Source organism: Rhizobium skierniewicense (assembly GCF_014196515.1).
GTDB classification, from domain to species: Bacteria; Pseudomonadota; Alphaproteobacteria; order Rhizobiales; family Rhizobiaceae; genus Agrobacterium; species Agrobacterium skierniewicense.
On the sequence record NZ_JACIDV010000002.1, the window covers coordinates 442,913 to 460,475 of the forward strand.

The 17,563-nt window shown below is 57.9% G+C and carries 16 protein-coding genes; 9 read left to right on the forward strand and 7 right to left on the reverse strand.

The annotated features are described in order from the left end of the window. Positions 1-46: 46 nt before the first annotated feature. The 3 genes from cysT to GGQ73_RS04855 are packed head-to-tail and all read left to right on the forward strand — an operon-like array spanning position 47 to position 2,818. A complete protein-coding gene (gene cysT, locus GGQ73_RS04845; RefSeq protein ID WP_174152336.1) occupies positions 47-904 on the forward strand; it encodes a sulfate ABC transporter permease subunit CysT in 858 nt (285 codons plus the stop codon). Then, positions 897-1,769 (forward strand): sulfate ABC transporter permease subunit CysW, encoded by an 873-nt coding sequence (gene cysW / locus GGQ73_RS04850; RefSeq protein ID WP_174152337.1) that lies wholly within the window; start codon positions 897-899, stop codon positions 1,767-1,769. Before cysT ends, cysW begins: the two co-directional genes overlap by 8 nt. A gap of 11 nt (positions 1,770-1,780) precedes the next feature. Next, on the forward strand, positions 1,781-2,818 hold the full coding sequence (locus GGQ73_RS04855; protein WP_183894369.1) for a sulfate/molybdate ABC transporter ATP-binding protein: 1,038 nt from the start codon (positions 1,781-1,783) through the stop codon (positions 2,816-2,818). Positions 2,819-3,095: 277 nt separating this feature from the next. Here the strand turns inward: GGQ73_RS04855 and GGQ73_RS04860 are convergent, their stop codons facing one another. The 3 genes from GGQ73_RS04860 to GGQ73_RS04870 all read right to left on the reverse strand — a co-directional run bounded on the left by GGQ73_RS04860 (position 3,096) and on the right by GGQ73_RS04870 (position 6,387). After that, entirely contained in the window at positions 3,096-4,097 is a 1,002-nt protein-coding gene (locus GGQ73_RS04860; RefSeq protein ID WP_183894371.1) for an NAD(P)H-quinone oxidoreductase, read from the reverse strand. 89 nt (positions 4,098-4,186) lie between these two features. Beyond that, positions 4,187-5,989 carry a GGDEF domain-containing protein gene (locus GGQ73_RS04865; protein ID WP_183894373.1) on the reverse strand — a complete coding sequence of 601 codons (1,803 nt, stop codon included), beginning with the start codon at positions 5,987-5,989 and terminating at the stop codon, positions 4,187-4,189. Between the two features lie 167 nt (positions 5,990-6,156). After that, positions 6,157-6,387 carry a ribbon-helix-helix domain-containing protein gene (locus GGQ73_RS04870; RefSeq protein WP_174152341.1) on the reverse strand — a complete coding sequence of 77 codons (231 nt, stop codon included), beginning with the start codon at positions 6,385-6,387 and terminating at the stop codon, positions 6,157-6,159. Positions 6,388-6,834: 447 nt separating this feature from the next. Here GGQ73_RS04870 and betI point away from each other — a divergent pair, with 447 nt between their 5' ends. Genes betI through betA form a run of 3 tightly spaced genes read left to right on the forward strand, consistent with a single transcriptional unit; the run spans position 6,835 to position 10,652 of the window. Further along, positions 6,835-7,461 (forward strand): transcriptional regulator BetI, encoded by a 627-nt coding sequence (betI, locus tag GGQ73_RS04875; protein ID WP_174152342.1) that lies wholly within the window; start codon positions 6,835-6,837, stop codon positions 7,459-7,461. Between the two features lie 16 nt (positions 7,462-7,477). Then, the gene (gene betB, locus GGQ73_RS04880) at positions 7,478-8,941 is read left to right on the forward strand and encodes a betaine-aldehyde dehydrogenase (RefSeq protein WP_183894477.1); all 1,464 of its coding nucleotides are present in this window, start codon (positions 7,478-7,480) and stop codon (positions 8,939-8,941) included. 58 nt (positions 8,942-8,999) lie between these two features. After that, on the forward strand, positions 9,000-10,652 hold the full coding sequence (gene betA / locus GGQ73_RS04885; protein WP_183894375.1) for a choline dehydrogenase: 1,653 nt from the start codon (positions 9,000-9,002) through the stop codon (positions 10,650-10,652). A gap of 3 nt (positions 10,653-10,655) precedes the next feature. Here betA and GGQ73_RS04890 read toward each other — a convergent pair whose 3' ends face one another. Both GGQ73_RS04890 and GGQ73_RS04895 read right to left on the reverse strand, forming a co-directional pair. Continuing rightward, complete coding sequence (locus tag GGQ73_RS04890; protein ID WP_174152344.1) at positions 10,656-10,961, reverse strand: type II toxin-antitoxin system RelE/ParE family toxin; 306 nt, start codon at positions 10,959-10,961, stop codon at positions 10,656-10,658. After that, positions 10,958-11,230, reverse strand: coding sequence for a YlcI/YnfO family protein (locus tag GGQ73_RS04895; RefSeq protein WP_183894377.1), 273 nt, complete (start codon positions 11,228-11,230; stop codon positions 10,958-10,960). Before GGQ73_RS04895 ends, GGQ73_RS04890 begins: the two co-directional genes overlap by 4 nt. Positions 11,231-11,362: 132 nt before the next feature. On the opposite strand from GGQ73_RS04895, the gene GGQ73_RS04900 reads away from it, so the two are divergent. Beyond that, on the forward strand, positions 11,363-12,718 hold the full coding sequence (locus GGQ73_RS04900; RefSeq protein ID WP_183894379.1) for a chloride channel protein: 1,356 nt from the start codon (positions 11,363-11,365) through the stop codon (positions 12,716-12,718). Here GGQ73_RS04900 and GGQ73_RS04905 read toward each other — a convergent pair. Continuing rightward, positions 12,703-13,458 carry a DUF3750 domain-containing protein gene (locus tag GGQ73_RS04905; protein ID WP_174152347.1) on the reverse strand — a complete coding sequence of 252 codons (756 nt, stop codon included), beginning with the start codon at positions 13,456-13,458 and terminating at the stop codon, positions 12,703-12,705. The genes GGQ73_RS04900 and GGQ73_RS04905 overlap by 16 nt on opposite strands. 73 nt (positions 13,459-13,531) lie before the next feature. Between GGQ73_RS04905 and GGQ73_RS04910 the strand changes: the two genes are divergently transcribed. Then, positions 13,532-14,533, forward strand: coding sequence for an asparaginase (locus tag GGQ73_RS04910; RefSeq protein WP_183894381.1), 1,002 nt, complete (start codon positions 13,532-13,534; stop codon positions 14,531-14,533). 277 nt (positions 14,534-14,810) lie between these two features. Here GGQ73_RS04910 and GGQ73_RS04915 read toward each other — a convergent pair whose 3' ends face one another. Beyond that, positions 14,811-15,470, reverse strand: coding sequence for a glutathione S-transferase family protein (locus tag GGQ73_RS04915; protein ID WP_183894383.1), 660 nt, complete (start codon positions 15,468-15,470; stop codon positions 14,811-14,813). 330 nt (positions 15,471-15,800) lie between these two features. Here GGQ73_RS04915 and GGQ73_RS04920 point away from each other — a divergent pair, with 330 nt between their 5' ends. Continuing rightward, a complete protein-coding gene (locus GGQ73_RS04920) occupies positions 15,801-17,273 on the forward strand; it encodes a diguanylate cyclase domain-containing protein (RefSeq protein WP_183894393.1) in 1,473 nt (490 codons plus the stop codon). The last annotated feature ends 290 nt before the right edge of the window (positions 17,274-17,563 follow it).

A 17,563-nucleotide genomic window follows, 5' to 3' on the forward strand; every position in this document is an offset into this window, starting at 1 on the left:
CATAAGGGGGCGGCTCACGATGGCCCCCGTTTTACCTGGAGCCTTGATGAGCAATACCCCATCGCCAACGACGTGGAAGTGGCGCCAATCCAGCGTTTTGCCGGGATTCGGACTGACGCTCGGCTACACCATTACCTATCTTTTTCTGATCATTCTTATCCCGCTCGCTGGCCTCGTCTGGTCCACGGCACGGCTTGGCCCCGGTGAGTTCTTCGCCATCGCGACCGATAGCAGAACGCTGAATGCCCTTCGCATCAGCTTCACCACGGCGTTTCTGGCGGCTCTCGTCAACGCCGTGTTCGGCGTCCTCATCGCATGGGTGCTGGTGCGTTACCGCTTCCCCGGGCGCCGTTTCGTTGATGCCATCGTGGACTTGCCTTTTGCGCTCCCCACGGCCGTTGCCGGCATTGCGCTGACGGCGCTTTACTCCAACCGCGGCTGGGTGGGGCAGATGTTTGAACCCTTCGGCATCAAGATCGCGTTCACGCCGACCGGCATCGTCATCGCGCTGATCTTCATTGGCCTGCCCTTTGTTGTCCGCACCGTACAGCCGGTCATGGAAGAGATAGACCGGCAAGTGGAGGAGGTGGCGGCAACGCTCGGCGCCAATCGTTTTCAGACCATCACCCGTATTCTGCTGCCGGGCCTGACGCCTGCCATTCTGACCGGCTTTGCGCTCGCCTTCGCGCGCGGCGTGGGGGAGTATGGCTCGGTTATCTTCATCGCCGGTAACATTCCCTATGTCTCTGAAATCGCACCTCTTCTCATTGTCATACGGTTGGAAGAGTTCAACTACCCAGCCGCCACCGGCATTGCGACCATCATGCTGATCATCTCCTTCTCCATGCTGTTCGTCATCAATCTCATTCAGGCGTGGAGCCGCAAGAGGTACGGTTATGCCTGATCAAACACGTGTCATTCCATCCAGACCCTTCCGCGACCCGACGAGCGAAGGCGTGCCGGCAAAGCTGGTGCTGATCGGTCTTGCGTTCGTTTTCCTGGCGCTGTTTCTCGTACTGCCGCTGGTCGCCGTCTTCGTGGAGGCTTTCCGCAAGGGTGGTGAATATTTCTGGGAATCGATTGTCGAGCCGGATGCGCTGTCGGCCATCCGCCTCACACTTCTGGTCGCCGCCATCTCGGTGCCGCTCAATGTCATCTTCGGCGTCGCTGCCGCCTGGGCCATCGCGAAATTCGAGTTCAAGGGCAAGGCGTTTCTGATCACGCTGATCGATCTGCCATTTTCCATCTCGCCGGTTATCTCAGGCCTGGTCTACGTCATCCTGTTTTCATCCCACAGCGTGCTCGGACCGTTCCTGAAAAGCTATGGCATCGAAATTCTGTTTGCCGTGCCGGGCATCGTGCTGGCCACCATCTTCGTCACCTTTCCCTTCGTGGCGCGTGAACTCATTCCGCTGATGCAGGATCAGGGAACGGGTGATGAGGAGGCGGCGCTGTCACTGGGGGCTTCCGGCTGGCAGACCTTCTGGTTTGTCACTTTGCCCAACATCAAATGGGGCCTGCTTTATGGCGTGCTGCTGTGCAACGCGCGCGCCATGGGCGAGTTCGGTGCCGTCTCCGTGGTGTCGGGCCACATCAGGGGCGAAACCAACACCATGCCGCTACACGTCGAAATCCTCTATAACGAGTACAATATCGGCGCTGCCTTTGCCGTCGCGACATTGCTCGCCGGTCTGGCGCTGGTAACGCTTGTTCTCAAAACCATTCTTGAAATACGCTTTGGCGCGGGCAACGCCGCCGGCAAGCATTGAAGGGCATGTCCATGGACGTCAAAGTTACCAACATCACCAAGCAGTTCGACCGCTTTCCTGCATTGGACAAAGTCTCGCTGGATATTCGTTCCGGGGAATTGATTGCGCTGCTTGGCCCTTCTGGCTCAGGCAAAACAACGCTTCTGCGACTGATCGCGGGTCTGGAACAGCCCACGGACGGCCAGATTTTCTTTGGCGATGAAGACGCCTCCCACCGCTCCGTGCAGGAGCGCAATGTCGGCTTCGTCTTTCAGCACTACGCGCTTTTCCGCCACATGACGGTGGCCGATAATATCGGCTTCGGCCTCAAAGTTCGCCCATCCTCGACAAGGCCAGCAAAATCCGCCATTCGCAAGCGTGTTTCGGAGCTCTTGGATATGGTGCATCTTTCCGGTCTTGAAAACCGCTATCCCAGCCAATTGTCTGGCGGTCAGCGCCAACGTGTGGCTCTGGCCCGCGCCGTTGCCATCGAACCAAAGGTTCTGCTCCTGGATGAACCCTTCGGTGCTCTGGATGCCAAGGTGCGCAAGGAATTGCGGCGCTGGCTGCGCGAGTTTCACGACCGCACCGGTCACACCACCGTCTTCGTGACGCACGATCAGGAAGAGGCGCTGGAACTGGCAGACCGTGTGGTCGTCATGAGCCAGGGCAGAATAGAGCAGGTCGGCACCGCCGATGATGTTTACGACACGCCCAACTCCCCCTTCGTCTTCTCCTTCATCGGAGAATCATCCAACCTGCCGGTGACGATCCGCGATGGGCACATGCTGTTTCAGGGAGAAAATATTGGCATCCGCGATGCCTGCGAGGGGGATGGCGATCTGTTCTTCCGCCCCGAAGACGTTGTCCTGACGGATGATCGCGACGCTCTCTACGGCAAGGTCACCATCTGCCGCCGTCTGGCAGGAACGCGCATTGCCGAAATTGATATCGCCAACAACGGGCACGAACCGCACCATCTGGAAATCGAAGTCCCGCTCGATGCCACGGTGGCTGTCGGCAGTGAAGTCCGTTTCCGGCCAACCCGCTGGAAGGTCTTCCGCAGTTAAGACCCGGAAATAGGAAAAGGGCCGCTTGGTTAGCGGCCCTTCCATGAGTTTGGTCTTGTTTCAGACCTGAAACGTCTGTCAACGTTTCGCTGGAAGGCGGATCAAGCCGAGGGCTGCCTCGTCAAAATCAAATCCTTTCCATTGCCTGCTACGAAGACCGAAATCTCACTAGACATTGGATCACCTTCCTTTCACTACGTTGAACATAACAAGAAGGTAATACGATTCGCCGATATTGCAAGGGGTGGAGCGCAGAGTTTGCGGCAACGCGTCATGCTTACGAAACCCGCATCACGATCTTTCCGATATGGCTGCTGCTTTCCATCAGCTTATGGCCCTCCGCAACGTGGTCGAAATCGATGACGTCGTGAATGACGGGACCGATCGTGCCGGCTTCCAGAAGCGGCCAGACCTGAGCCACCAATTCGTCGCGAATGGCGCGTTTTTCATCCCCTGTGCGGGGACGCATGGTGGAGCCTGTTACCGTAAGGCGCTTGACCATGATCGGGCGCAAATCCACCTTCTCGGCGATGTTGCCGCCCAGAAATGCGATGATCGAGAGACATCCGTCTTTGGCCAGCGATGCCAGGTTCTTCTCGAAATAGGAAGCGCCGATCATGTCGAGGATCACATCGACCCCCTTGCCGCCGGTTTGCTCCTTGACGATCTCGACGAAATCCTCGTCGCGATAGTTGATCGCCCGCTTCGCGCCGAGCTTTTCGCAGGCCTCGCATTTTTCCCGGGAGCCTGCTGTGGTATAAACCTGCGCACCAAAAGCCTTGGCGAGCTGGATGGCCGTTGTGCCGATACCGCTGCTGCCGCCGTGGATCAACACGCTCTCGCCTTCGGTCAGTCCAGCCATCTGAAACAGATTGGCCCAGACCGTGAAGAAGGTTTCCGGCAAGGCCGCCGCTTTCACCGCATCATATCCTTTGGGAAAGGGTAGGGCCTGGCCCGCTGGCACCACGCAATATTCCGCGTAACCTCCGCCATTGGCCAGCGCACAGATGGTGTCACCGATCTTGAACTCGCTCACCCCTTCGCCACGTGCCACGATTTCACCAGCAATTTCCAACCCCAGCACGGGGCTTGCATCTTTCGGCGCAGGGTACGAACCCTGGCGCTGAGCCACATCGGGGCGGTTGATACCGGCGGCCTGGACACGCACGAGAACTTCGCCTGATTTGGGTGAAGGCAATGGTCCTGTCGAAAAAGCCATGACCTCTGGCCCGCCAAAGCTGGGCAGGTCAACAAATCGCATCGTTTCGGGCAAAGTCATGGTCGGCCTCCATCATGTTTCATTGGCCGGGAACTTAGGCGAGATACCGGCGAGATGGAAGACGGCGTTTTGCCGCGATGTCTGAACGTTTAGTCTGGCTCTCCGAAGCCGCGAATGACGAGACCGGATGCACTTTCCTTGGCCGCCTTCTTGATCGCTGCGATATCGCTACCGATGCGCTCGGGATTGGCGATGATCAACCCCTTCGGCAGTTTGAGAACCCCGATGGAGCAGCGCAGCAATGCAAAGTCACGTTCGTTTCCGAACCGGTCGTGGCCCTTGATCTGGCCTGCCATCCGGTCCTCGTCGGAATACAGTTCCACGACATCGTCGTGGAAATCGCTCAGCAGCCTTTCAAGGATTTCCGTGATCTCGTCCTTGGTCCAGTCGCGCACGCCGATGAAGAAATCGTCGCCGCCGATATGGCCGAGGAAGCAGTCACCGGAAAAGAAGTATCGTTTCATCAGCGCTGAAAACAGGGTGATGGCGTGGTCGCCGATGTGAAAACCGTATTTGTCGTTGAACGGCTTGAAGTTGTCGAAATCGCAATAGCAGAAGAAGCGGTTATCGTCGCTGTCGCCGCAGCTGTCTTCGATGAAGCTGCTGATGGCGCGGTTGCCGGGAAGCGCCGTCAGCGGGTTTTGTTCCTGCGCCAGTTTCAACTGTTTTTCATTGATGACCTTGATCAGCGATGCCGCGGAGACGACGCCGATATAGCGCATGTTCTCGGTCAGGATAACGCAGGCGCTGCCACCGGTATTGGCAAAGACATTCATCAACTGGTCGGCATCCGCATCCAGACCGACAATCGGGGCGCCATCGACAAAGTGCGAGATGGTGCGCTCATAGACCTTGTTTTTGAGCAGATCGCGGCCGAATGGCTGGTAGATATATTCCTTCAGATGATGTTCGTTGATGACGCCGCGCGGTTCGCCATTGGCATTGAGAACCGGGAAAAAAGCTTGCGCCGGATTGCGACGGAACAGTTCGAACACGCTGTCGATGCTGTCGTTTTCAAAAACCGTCGGCAGGCGCTCGATCTGGCGACGGATCAGGATTTCGTCCAGCGTCTGGCTGCTGCGCCGCGTCTCACCCAGATGCTGGAGATGTGGGAAGGCGCCCTGCAATTCGCTGACGAATGTGGTGGGCCGGGAAATGAACCAGCCCTGCACCAGATCAACGCCATGCTCGCGGCAGGCCAGAAACTCGGCCTCGGTCTCGATGCCCTCGGCAATCACCCGCACACCCAGCACATGGGCAATATTGACAATGTTCTTCACCAGATGGCGTTTGCGCGGATTGCGGTCCACGCCGTCGATGAAGTAGCGGTCGATCTTCAGGTAATCGACGGGAAAATCACACAGGAGCTTCATCTCGCCGTGGCCTACGCCGAAGTCGTCGATGGCCAGTTTGAAGCCCTCTCTGCGCATTCGGGCGATCAGCGCGCTGAATTCCGGCACGCTGGTATTGTCGAAACGTTCGGACAGCTCGAAGCAAACGGAGGAAGGCGGTATGGAGGCTTTGGCCATATGCTCCAGCAACGTGTCCAGAATGGCATCGCCATGCGGGATAAGCCGGACATCCAGATTGAGAAAAAGCGTGGCGGATTGAAACTCGGGCAACGTGGAAAATTTCGCAAGGGCGCGACCCGCCAGCATCTGCTCCACCGCCACCAGCTGCCCGTCTGCCGCGACATGGTCCAGAAGTGAGAGAGGGTCCGAAAAGCCGATGCGATCAAAGCCGCGCATCAAGGATTCGTAACCGAAGATGGTGCCGGTGGTGGCTTCAACGATGGGCTGGAACGCAGTCTCAAGAACAAGTTTGGCCATGGAGGCCATTTGCCCGCTGGCAAACCTCCGGATGACGTCTGGGTCGATCGCTGTCGACTGCATGAATTCTCTCCACCATCACCCTGAACACGGAATCGTGAGGGGTGCTTCGGTGGCGACGATGCTGCAAACTCCTCAACAAAAACTTTCCGGTTGATGAAGCTTTTTTGAAGGTTTTATGACGGCATCGCACTGTGCTTAAACAGATTTATCTAAGCCACACCATGGACTTAGGCGTGACGTCTCTTGGTGGAGTGCGCGGCATAGAGTTCCGCCACGTTCAGATGCTCATCATTGGAAGGGCGTTTGCGCGGCGAGGCGCCGTTGCGGGCTTCGGTCTCGAGCCATAGGCGCAATGCCGCGCGTACGACTTCGCTTCCAGAGGCATAGTCGCCGCTATCCACAGCTTCACGCATCTTCGCTGCTTGCTCCGGGGAAATGGATACAGTTACCATTGGCATTGCTTCTCTCCCTTGTTGAAGGCCTGGTTCTGGATAAGCACACCGAAACCCAACCGTCGTTGGCCGTTTTACGTGTCCGTCAGTGGCCAGTTGAGCGGACTTGAAGTCTTTTTAAATTAGCATACCACGATGGGCGCACGAAGAAACGCTTATGTTGATGTTGCGTTCCAGACGAAACGTCGTTTTAGAAAATCGCGATGTCTTGAGAAAAACACTGCGCTGCTGCGCAAGCCGCATGTTTGCGCTCGGCTGGCGCGCGCGTCATGGTTTTGAAAGCGAATGCACTGGGTCATGGCTGCGACCTCTCATTTGCTGATGGCTTACCATAGCAAGATTCGACAAAGACGGCAAAGTCTTCTCATGGGCGCAACTGACACGTTTTCGTGTCGCATTTATTGTTGATTGATCAGTCAATCAATAATAAATGATGACGCAAGGAGAGTGATTATGCCGAAACTTGGAATGGAGCCGGTGCGCAGGAAAGCGCTGATGGATGCAGCGCTGCGCACCATCGGCCAGCAGGGTTCGTTGAATGTGACGATGTCGGATATCGCCCGTGAGGCGGGCGTATCGGCAGCTCTCGCGCATCATTATTTCGGCAGCAAGCAACAGCTTCTTCTGGAGACGATCCGCAGTCTTTTACGCGCTCTTCGTCAGGATGCCGTTGCAGCCCTTGGTCAGGCGTCCGGCCCGCGTGCGCGGCTGAGCGCAATCGTCCGCGTCTCGTTCCAGAGCGACCAGTTCACCAACGATACCGTTGCGGCCTGGCTTGCCTTTTATGTGGAGGCGCAACGGTCCGAAGACATGCGCCGCCTGCTGATCGTTTATACACGCCGCCTGCGTTCCAACATCATGGACAGCCTCAGCCGCCTCTGCCCGCAGGACGATGCGGCGCGGATTGCCGAGGGTGCCGCAGCCCTCATCGACGGGCTCTATATCAGGCAAAGCCTTCAGGCTGCCCCGCTCGGCCTTTCCGCCGCTCCGGCGCTGGTCGAAAACTATTTCGATACCCAGCTCAAACCCTTTTCCGACGCGCCGCCTCTTGAGGGCAAGCCGTCTATCCGCATCCTGTGAGGAGTTTCATATGACATTGAAAGCCCAGCCCAAAGCATCGCATTTCATCGATGGTGAGTACGTCGAAGACACCGAAGGCGCAGTATTCCAAAGCATTTATCCAGCAACCGGCGAAGTTGTCGCCACGCTGCATGCGGCCACGCCCGCCATTGTCGAGCGCGCGGTGGCCTCAGCCAAGACGGCGCAGAAGGAATGGGCGGCGATGAGCCCCACCGCGCGCGGGCGCATTTTGCGCCGTGCAGCCGATATTATCCGGGAGCGCAACCGCGCCTTGTCGGAGCTGGAAACGCTGGATACGGGCAAGCCCATTCAGGAAACCATCGTGGCGGATTCGACCTCCGGCGCGGATGCCTTCGAGTTCTTCGGCGGCATCGCACCCTCGGCGCTGAACGGCGACTACATTCCGTTGGGTGGTGATTTTGCCTACACCAAACGTGTGCCGCTGGGCGTCTGCGTTGGCATCGGTGCATGGAACTATCCGCAGCAGATCGCCTGCTGGAAGGCGGCACCGGCGCTTGTTGCTGGTAACGCCATGGTCTTCAAACCATCCGAAAACACGCCTTTGGGTGCTTTGAAGATCGCAGAAATCCTCATCGAGGCTGGTCTACCCAAGGGCGTTTTCAACGTCATTCAGGGGGACCGAGACACCGGCCCGCTTCTGGTCAATCACCCTGACGTGGCCAAGGTGTCGCTGACCGGCTCTGTTCCCACGGGCCGCAAGGTCGCGGCTGCCGCTGCCGGTCATCTGAAGCACGTCACCATGGAGCTGGGCGGCAAGTCTCCGTTGATCGTGTTTGACGATGCCGATATCGAAAGCGCTGTCGGCGGTGCCATGCTGGGCAACTTCTATTCGTCCGGTCAGGTCTGCTCCAATGGCACCCGCGTTTTCGTCCAGCGTGGCGCCAAGCAGCGCTTCCTCGAAAACCTGAAAAGCCGCACCGACGCGATGGTGATCGGCGATCCCATGGAGGAGGCCACCCAGATCGGCCCGCTGGTCTCCAAGGCGCAGCAGCAAAAGGTTCTGGCCTACATCGAGAAGGGCAAGGCCGAGGGTGCCACGCTGATCACCGGTGGCGGCATTCCCAACCATGTCGCGGGTCAGGGCGCTTACGTGCAGCCCACCGTCTTTGCCGATGTGACGGATGGGATGACCATCGCCCGCGAAGAAATCTTCGGGCCTGTCATGTGCGTGCTGGATTTCGATGATGAGGACGAAGTCATCGCCCGCGCCAACGCCACCGAATTCGGCCTCGCAGGTGGCGTCTTCACAGCCGACATTAACCGCGCGCACCGCGTGGTGGACCAGTTGGAGGCGGGCACGTTGTGGATCAATACCTACAATATCTGCCCAGTTGAGATGCCGTTTGGTGGGTCGAAGCAATCGGGGTTCGGGCGTGAGAATTCGGCTACGGCGCTCAATCATTATAGTGAATTGAAGACGGTTTATGTGGCGACGGGCAAGGTCGAGGCGCCCTATTGATTGACGTGTCGGAGGGGTAAGCCGCCAGCGTAGACGCTAAATTCTGGAAAGAAACAACATGCAACATGCAGATTTCGTCATCGTCGGTTCGGGTTCCGCAGGCTCTGCCATGGCCTATCGCCTGTCGGAGGATGGCAAATATTCCGTCATCGTGATCGAGGCGGGCGGTTCGGATTTCGGACCCTTCATCCAGATGCCTGCAGCGCTGGCGTGGCCGATGAGCATGAAGCGCTACAACTGGGGCTACTATTCCGAGCCGGAGCCGAACCTCAACAATCGCCGCATAACCGCTCCGCGTGGCAAGGTCATTGGCGGGTCGTCGTCCATCAATGGGCTCGTCTATGTGCGCGGCCATGCGGAGGATTTCAACCGGTGGGAGGAGCTTGGCGCGAAGGGTTGGTCCTACGCCGATGTGCTGCCCTATTACAAGCGCATGGAAACCAGCCATGGCGGCGAGGAAGGTTGGCGCGGGACCGATGGGCCGATGCACGTGCAGCGCGGACCGGTCACCAATCCGCTGTTCCACGCCTTCGTCAAGGCGGGTTCTCAGGCCGGTTTCGAGCTGACGGACGACTATAACGGCTCCAAGCAGGAAGGTTTTGGCCTGATGGAGCAGACGATCCACAATGGTCGTCGCTGGTCCGCCGCCAATGCCTATCTGCGGCCCGCGCTGAAACGGAACAATGTGACGCTGGTGCAGGGTTTCGCCCGCAGGATCGTGATCGAAAATGGCCGTGCCACCGGTGTCGAAATCGAGCGTCGCGGTAAGGTGGAAACCATCAGCGCCAACCGTGAGGTCATCGTTTCGGCGTCATCCTTCAATTCCCCCAAGCTGCTGATGCTGTCCGGCATCGGCCCCGCCCAGCACTTGCAGGACATGGGCATCGAGGTTATCGCGGATCGTCCCGGCGTCGGTGCCAATCTTCAGGACCACATGGAGTTCTATTTCCAGCAGGTCTCCACCAAGCCGGTCTCGCTCTACTCATGGCTGCCATGGTTCTGGCAGGGCGTGGCGGGTGCGCAATGGCTGGTGACGAAGGGTGGGCTTGGTGCTTCCAACCAGTTCGAGGCCTGTGCCTTCCTGCGTTCCGAACCGGGTCTGAAACAGCCGGATATCCAGTTTCACTTCCTGCCCGTTGCCATCTCCTACGATGGTAAGGCAGCGGCGAAGAGCCATGGTTTTCAGGTTCATGTCGGCTTCAACCTGTCGAAATCACGCGGCAATGTCACGCTGCGCTCGTCCGATCCGAAGGACGATCCGGTCATCCGTTTCAACTATATGAGCCACGCCGAAGACTGGGAAAAATTCCGCCACTGCGTGCGCCTGACACGGGATATCTTCAGCCAGAAAGCATTCGGTGATTATCGCGGCCCCGAAATCCAGCCCGGCGAGGCCGTTCAGTCCGACGAAGACATCGACGCATTTCTGCGTGAGCATCTGGAAAGCGCCTACCACCCCTGCGGCACCTGCCGATTGGGTGACCGGAACGACCCGATGGCGGTCGTCGATCCCGAATGCCGGGTCATCGGCGTGGACGGCCTGCGCGTCGCCGACAGCTCGATCTTCCCACACGTCACCTATGGCAATCTCAACGGTCCCTCGATCATGACGGGAGAGAAGGCGTCGGATCATATTCTGGGGAGACAACCGCTGCCGCGCTCCAATCAGGAGCCATGGGTCAACCCGCGTGCGCAGGTGAGCGACCGGTAGGGATCAGTGGTAATCTCCTTCTCGCTGGTGGCGGATCGCGAGGATGGTCACGGTTTCGGCATCTTCGATTTCATAGAGGACGACATAGCCCCAGTTTCCAAAGGGGATGAGTAACTCGCGAGCAATGATATCCTCATCTTCTATGGTGACTTTCCTCCCGATAAACGGAAAGTCTTCGAGAAGTTTTAACCCTTTTGTGACGGCGTCATATGCGTCTCCGGCAAGCCGAGCATCTGACAGCGCGAGATGTTCAAAATGGCGGTCCAAATCTTTGAAAAAGGCTTCAGCATATTTAAGCTCGCGACTCATCCGGCTTTTGCCGCCTTCGCTTTTTCAAGTTTGCTCCGCATCATGGCGAGAACATCTTCCGTCGTATAATAAACGCCGGTTCGTTTTGCTTCTTCGCGTGCTGCGAGCCCGCGTTTGATAAATTCCGACTGGGATTTGCGGATTTCGATCTCTTTCAGAATGCTGTCTTCCATAAAAGACGAGATCGTTTCGCCGTCTTTCAAAACACTTTCCAGCTCTTCACGAAGATCAGGTGTTACCCGTATTGATGGCATCGTTGCACTTTTCATTCTACAACTCCATGCATTGCAATTGCGATGCGCGATCCTGCGCCATTCCCTGGCGATTGTCAAAGACGAGGTTGCAATCGTCGTCTGTCGGTCCGATAAGGGAGCCTCTCCCCGGACGACAGAAAAGTTGCCATGCCTTCCAAATACAAAAAAATAAAAATGTTTCGCCGCTCCCGCGTCATGTGGGGTTCATGGCGTGTGTGGAAACCGCGCGCCGTGTTCTGGACCGGTGCTCTGGCCGTTGGTGTTATCAGTGTCGCATTCGCGAAGATGGCGGATTGGGCGCAGCATCTGTTCGTTTCCGTCACGTCTTCGGGAGAGTGGGCTTTTCTTCTGCCACTCATCATCACCCCGCTCGGCTTTGCACTTTGCGCGTGGCTGGCCATGACCGTGTTTCCCAACTCCGGCGGAAGCGGCATTCCGCAGGCGATTGCGGCACGGCATTTTCATGATGATGACGATCGCTCGCGGCTCCTGTCGCTGAAACTGGCTGTGGGCAAAATCGTACTGACCATTGCTGGCCTGCTATCCGGTGCATCCATCGGCCGCGAAGGACCGACGGTGCAGGTGGGGGCATCGATCATGCTGCAGGCGGCACGGATCGGCGGCATGGCGCAGGCGCGCGGGTTGATCCTCGCCGGTTCCGCTGCGGGCATTGCCGCCGCCTTCAACACACCTTTGGCCGGTATCGTTTTCGCGATCGAGGAAATGAGCCGGACCTATGAGGCGCGCTCCAACGGGCTGGTGCTGACCGCCGTCATCCTCTCGGGTCTGGCGTCGCTGGGTCTGGTCGGAACCTACACCTATTTCGGAACGAGCACGGTCGTGGCCCAGACGGCAGCAGATTGGGGACTGGTGCTGGTCTGTGGCATAGGTGGGGGTGTGTTCGGTGCGCTGTTCAGCGCCGGTGCACTCAAAGTATCGCAGCGCATTCGTCGCTGGAGCCACAGCGTGCCGTTGAAGCGGATGCTGATCGTTGCGGCCGGTTGCGGCCTTGCCTCCGCTGTCATCGGTGTGGCAACGGGTGGTGCCACCTTCGGCACGGGATACGAGCAGGCGCGGTCCGCAATCGAGGGCCAGGCGGCCCCGACATTCTTCTTCATCGAAAAGCTGGCATCCACCTTTCTTGCGATGATGTCTGGCATTCCCGGGGGTATTTTTGCGCCCTCGCTCTCGGTCGGTGCCGGTTTCGGCAGCACCGTAGCGTCGGTTCTCGGCACCAGTGTCGCGCTCGGAGCCATTCTCGGCATGGCCGGGTATTTTGCAGGCGTTGTTCAGGCGCCGATGACCGCCTTCGTCATCATTCTGGAAATGACCGGTAATCATGAGGCGGTCATCCCGATCATGGCGGCGTCGATGCTGGGATATCTCACATCGCGTATGATCTCGGCAGAGCCTCTTTATCACGGCCTGTCACGGGTCTTCATCGCGCAGGGCATTCGTGCCAAACGTGCGAGCCGCGCAGCAGAAGATCACACGCCGAGCTGAGAGCGCGTCCCGAAATAACCCAACCCCGGAATTTTGATGCCGGGGTTTGCGATGTCGATGCCCGCGACGAGACCGAGGAAGTTGACCTCAAACCCGCTGCGCGCGCCTGCCGATACGCCCAGATAGCCGCCCAGCGAGAGACTGACGTCTTTCCAGTCATCGGCAACGTGGATGAACTCCCCGTTTGGCAGATAGTCGCGCCCGACCGCATCGGGCGGCAAAACGACACCCAACTCCGGCACCTGGCGTAGCACATGGGCCACGAAAGTGTTGGAGTTCGGGCCTGGATAGATGGTGTAACCGCCCGGTTTCCCATAGGGATAATTGGCAATTGCCTGCTCGATTTTCGGGATCAGCCGTTCGGCCTCGTCCCCATGCAGTTCCAGGACTCGGCGCGGCATGTTGGAATACCAGTAGGCATCCGGCGCATAGGCGTTACGGCGGATGGGTGTGCCCCAGCCGACCTTGTCGTAACGCTCGTAGCTGGACGCTCCCTCTTTTTTCACCACGATCCAAGCGTGGCTGGCAATCGAACCCTTGAGGCCCCCCGTCATGGCGGAATAGACGTAGATCGCAGCTGGCTTGTTGGCAGGTGCTTCCGGCAAAATGCCAGCGGAAGACCAGCGCGCATTGCGGTAGCCTGTCGGATGCTCCTTTATCGCCCACAGGCCAGCCGATGCCAAAGCCGGCAAGAGGTAGATGATGAGGATGGCGAGCAGCAAACGTTTGGCAACTTTCAACACTGGGCCTCGTGCATCGATCAGAGAAGTTGGATAGAACGATCTCAATTTCGTATTTTTTGAGGCCGAAGCCATGCACAACCCCGTTACCGTCGAAGTCACCAGAGGCAATCTCGTCGAAAGCCGCCATCGCGGCATGGCCGTGGTCGTCGATGGTGACGGCGGCATCCTGTTTTCCGCAGGTGATATAGAAGGCGGCGTGTTTCCCCGGTCTGCCTGCAAGGCGATGCAGGCGCTGCCATTGGTGGAAAGCGGGGCAGCGGATGCCTATGGCTTTGGCAACCGTGAACTGGCATTCGCTTGCGCCTCCCATTCGGGGGAAGACGCGCATGTGGAACGCGCTGCATCCATGCTGGCCAAGGCGGGCCGCGATGCCGGTACGCTGGAATGCGGCGCGCACTGGTCTTCGGACCAGAAAACCATCATCCATCAGGCCCGGACACTGCAAAAGCCCACGGCCCTGCACAACAATTGCTCCGGCAAGCATTCCGGTTTCGTTTGTACCTGTGTTCACACAGGCATGGAAACAGAAGGCTATGTCGGTTACGACCACCCGCTCCAGGCCGAGATCCGCGCAACGATGGAAAGTCTGACGGGGACGGCCCTTGGCCACGACAATTGCGGCACGGATGGCTGCTCTATTCCAAACTACGCCGTGCCGTTGAAAGGTCTGGCGCATGGTTTTGCCAGGATGGCGACAGGGCAGGGCCTGGAGACGGAGCGGGCCAAAGCCTCGCGCCGCCTGATCGACGCCTGTATGGCCGAGCCCTTTTACGTTGCTGGAACCGGCCGCACCTGCACCAGGCTGATGGAGATTGCGCCCGGCCAGATTTTCGCCAAAACCGGCGCGGAGGGCGTCTTCGTTGCGGCTTTGCCAGAGCAGGGTATCGCCATGGCCGTCAAGTGCGAAGACGGCGCGACGCGTGCGGCGGAAGCCATGATCGCGGCTCTTCTGGCGCGATACTTCGAAAACGACAGCCCGCAACAACAGACGCTTCTGGGTATGGCAAACCGTTCCATCAAAAACTGGAACGGCATCCATGTCGGTGACATCAGGGTGACCACCCGGCTTTAAAACGGCTGAGAGCGTTTCCTTGTTAAATTGAAACAGTTCTGTTGGTTCAAACGGGATCGACTGCTTGTCCGGAGGGCGCGTGGCGTAGCCTTAGCATACGGCCAAGCCGTCCGGGCAGGCAGACGGCCCGTTTCAACCAACCCGGAGGGCCGGGCATATTTCCGCCAGGACAAAGGCGATCGGCTCGACCGTACCTTAGGGTATGCCCTTCGCCAATCGCCTTTGTCCTGACGAAAATCTGCTCCGGCAGAACGTTTCCATTTAACAAGGAAACGCTCTAGGCTGCTTCGTTGGTACGGGCATCCCACATGGCCTTGAAGGCCGCACGAGACTGGCAACGGTCGAGCCATGCCTTTATCGATGGGTTTGCGTCAAACAAGGGCGCGTGCGCCTGAGCATACCGCGCCACCTCGGCAACATTGATGTCGGCGACGCTGAACCGGTTTCCAACCAGATAGTCGTTGCCGGACAGATGCTGCTCCAGAACCCTGAAGGGGCGGCGCAGCATGCGGGCTGCGACATCGATCACGGCCTGACCGGCTTCGGTACCCGCCAGTCCTTCTGCCACGGTCGATGAAATCTTGAGCGCATGGGACTCGATCTCGGTCGCGGCAAAGAAAGACCACTGCATCATCCGGGCGTCTTCGACCAGATCCGCAGGGGCAAGCGCTGTGCCATGCTTGCGCGCCAGATAAAGGTTGATTGCCATGGATTCGTAAAGCACGGTGCCGTTGTCATCGATGCAGGGAATGGTGCCCATCGGATTGATGGCGAGATAGGACAGCGTCAGCGTATTGATCGGTGCATCGGCAGCCAGTGGGTCGGGCAGGCGTCTGGCCTGGATGACAGGCACATGCGTAAAGTCTAGTCCCAGTTCTCCAGCCAGCCACAGGGTGCGCGTTGCGCGAGAGCGGTAAACTCCGTAAATCGTCAGCATTCCAAATCCCCATCGATTGCGTCACGGCAACCTATTGCTGCTATGGGCAAAACAAAAGCAAAATCCGTGCGTCAGCGTATGGATTCTGGAGTTGTTTTTAACACTTTTAAATTGTATGTAATTATTGTATCGACAGTAACGCTTATATTGTGCTGACATAAAAAGTAGCGAATATAAATGCATGATGTAGAGACTATTATATCTTATTTTAATTGCACATAAGTAGTTTTACGACATGGTCGATTGGCTGACTGTATAAATGAAATGTGGTTTATGGTTGTAAAGGCGACGGCAGACGCGTGTTAATGGATAGGTAGAGGTCTTTCGATGATGCGGGACGATAATGGTTCTCTTGCATTCAACGTGCAATCATGGACAACGGATTTGCTGAGGGTCGGCCCTACCGATGAAAGGTTGTCGTATCTTCTCAATAATATATCAGAAGTTGTATTTCTGAAGAATGCCGAGGGTGTTTACACCTACATGAATGCGGCTGGTCTGACGTGGCTGGGGTCTGACGCCACGCGTCTTGCGAACACCCGACCAACCGTGTTCGACCTGTTTGCCACGGACGTTGCCCGCAAAATCGATGCCATCGATCGCCGCATTCTTTCGACAGGCGAAGCGATGTATGATTTCGAAGAGCGTCTGACGACCAAGGACGGCCAGATCCGGTGGTATTCCGGAACGCGCGTCCCGATCCGTGACGAGGATGGCAAGATCGTCGGACTGGCGGGTATTTCCAGGGATATAACAGATACGAAACGCCAGGAAACGCTGCGCCGAAGCCACGCCGCCCTTCTGGAAATGATCGTCCACGGTCAGCCGCTTCCCACTATTCTCGAAGCCATCATCAACACTGTCGAGGGACTTCTCGAAAATGTGAGCGGCTCCGTTCTGCTTCTGGATGAGAAGGAAGGCAGGTTGTGGCACGGTGCGGCACCGTCCTTGCCCGAGAACTATACCTCGCTGATCGATGGCATTTCGATTGGCCCCAATGTCGGCTCCTGCGGAACGGCGGCGTGGCGGCGCGAAGCGGTCTATGTCAGCGATACGTTTCAGGATCCGCTTTGGGGCAATTTCGTCGAAATCGTCATGCGCCACAATCTGCGCTCCTGTTGGTCGACGCCGATCATGGGCAACAATGACGTGCTGCTGGGCACCTTCGCGCTGTATTCCGGCACGGTCAGAATGCCATCTTCGTTCGAGCGTGAAATCATCGACATGGCGACCAGCATCGCCGGCATCGCGATTGACCGCCGCCGTGCCGAAGAGCGTGTGCATTTCATGGCGCATCACGATCCGCTGACGGGGCTGTCCAACCGCAACCTCTTCTGGACCCAGTTCCGCCGTGCCATTCATGAGGCAAAACGCGAAGAGCGCCTTGTCGCCATCAGTTATATCGACCTCGACCACTTCAAGCAGATCAACGATCTGCATGGGCACGCCGTGGGTGACGAGGTTCTGCGCTGTCTGGCGGAGCGCATCATGTCCAGTATCAGGGCGTCCGACATCGCCGTTCGGCTGGGCGGTGATGAGTTCGCCATCATCTTCAGCAATCCCAGACATGACGAGCATGGCATCATGCGCCGCCTCGAAACGATCATGGAGCGCGCATCCGAGCCGATCATGCTCGAAAATGGGTCCATCAGCATCACCTGTTCATCTGGAACGGCGTTTTACCCCCGCGATGGAGACACGCCGGAAGCGCTTCTGGCCAAGGCCGATGCGGCCATGTACGAGGCCAAGAAAAAAGGTCGCAATGTCGGTGGCGTATCGGAGCAATATGGTGGCGGAATCTGACCGGCAATGATGGCTCCAGAGCCCTGCTCGTTGAATGGAAACAATTCTGTTGGTTCTAACGGGATCGACGGATGGTGCGGGCGGCCCGTTTCAATCAGCGCGAAGAGGCAGGCACCATCCCGCAAGGCTTGAAGGCGACCGTTCCGACCGTAGCGTTGAGTCTGCCCTCCGACCACCTTTGACCTGGCGAAGACGTGCAACGGCAGACATTTTCATTCGGAACGAAAGCGCTCTGGCTTGAGCCGCCTCCATGCTAAATCTAGCTATTTCCCTCAACCGCAACTTTCGCT

Excerpts from the sequence above, each read along its gene's own strand:
- cysT (WP_174152336.1), top strand. The coding sequence starts at position 47 with ATGAGCAATACCCCATCGCCAACGACGTGGAAGTGGCGCCAATCCAGC.
- cysW (WP_174152337.1), top strand. The coding sequence starts at position 897 with ATGCCTGATCAAACACGTGTCATTCCATCCAGACCCTTCCGCGACCCG.
- GGQ73_RS04855 (WP_183894369.1), top strand. The coding sequence starts at position 1,781 with ATGGACGTCAAAGTTACCAACATCACCAAGCAGTTCGACCGCTTTCCT.
- GGQ73_RS04860 (WP_183894371.1), bottom strand. The coding sequence starts at position 4,097 with ATGACTTTGCCCGAAACGATGCGATTTGTTGACCTGCCCAGCTTTGGC.
- GGQ73_RS04865 (WP_183894373.1), bottom strand. The coding sequence starts at position 5,989 with ATGCAGTCGACAGCGATCGACCCAGACGTCATCCGGAGGTTTGCCAGC.
- GGQ73_RS04870 (WP_174152341.1), bottom strand. The coding sequence starts at position 6,387 with ATGCCAATGGTAACTGTATCCATTTCCCCGGAGCAAGCAGCGAAGATG.
- betI (WP_174152342.1), top strand. The coding sequence starts at position 6,835 with ATGCCGAAACTTGGAATGGAGCCGGTGCGCAGGAAAGCGCTGATGGAT.
- betA (WP_183894375.1), top strand. The coding sequence starts at position 9,000 with ATGCAACATGCAGATTTCGTCATCGTCGGTTCGGGTTCCGCAGGCTCT.
- GGQ73_RS04890 (WP_174152344.1), bottom strand. The coding sequence starts at position 10,961 with ATGAGTCGCGAGCTTAAATATGCTGAAGCCTTTTTCAAAGATTTGGAC.
- GGQ73_RS04895 (WP_183894377.1), bottom strand. The coding sequence starts at position 11,230 with ATGAAAAGTGCAACGATGCCATCAATACGGGTAACACCTGATCTTCGT.
- GGQ73_RS04900 (WP_183894379.1), top strand. The coding sequence starts at position 11,363 with ATGCCTTCCAAATACAAAAAAATAAAAATGTTTCGCCGCTCCCGCGTC.
- GGQ73_RS04910 (WP_183894381.1), top strand. The coding sequence starts at position 13,532 with ATGCACAACCCCGTTACCGTCGAAGTCACCAGAGGCAATCTCGTCGAA.
- GGQ73_RS04915 (WP_183894383.1), bottom strand. The coding sequence starts at position 15,470 with ATGCTGACGATTTACGGAGTTTACCGCTCTCGCGCAACGCGCACCCTG.
- GGQ73_RS04920 (WP_183894393.1), top strand. The coding sequence starts at position 15,801 with ATGCGGGACGATAATGGTTCTCTTGCATTCAACGTGCAATCATGGACA.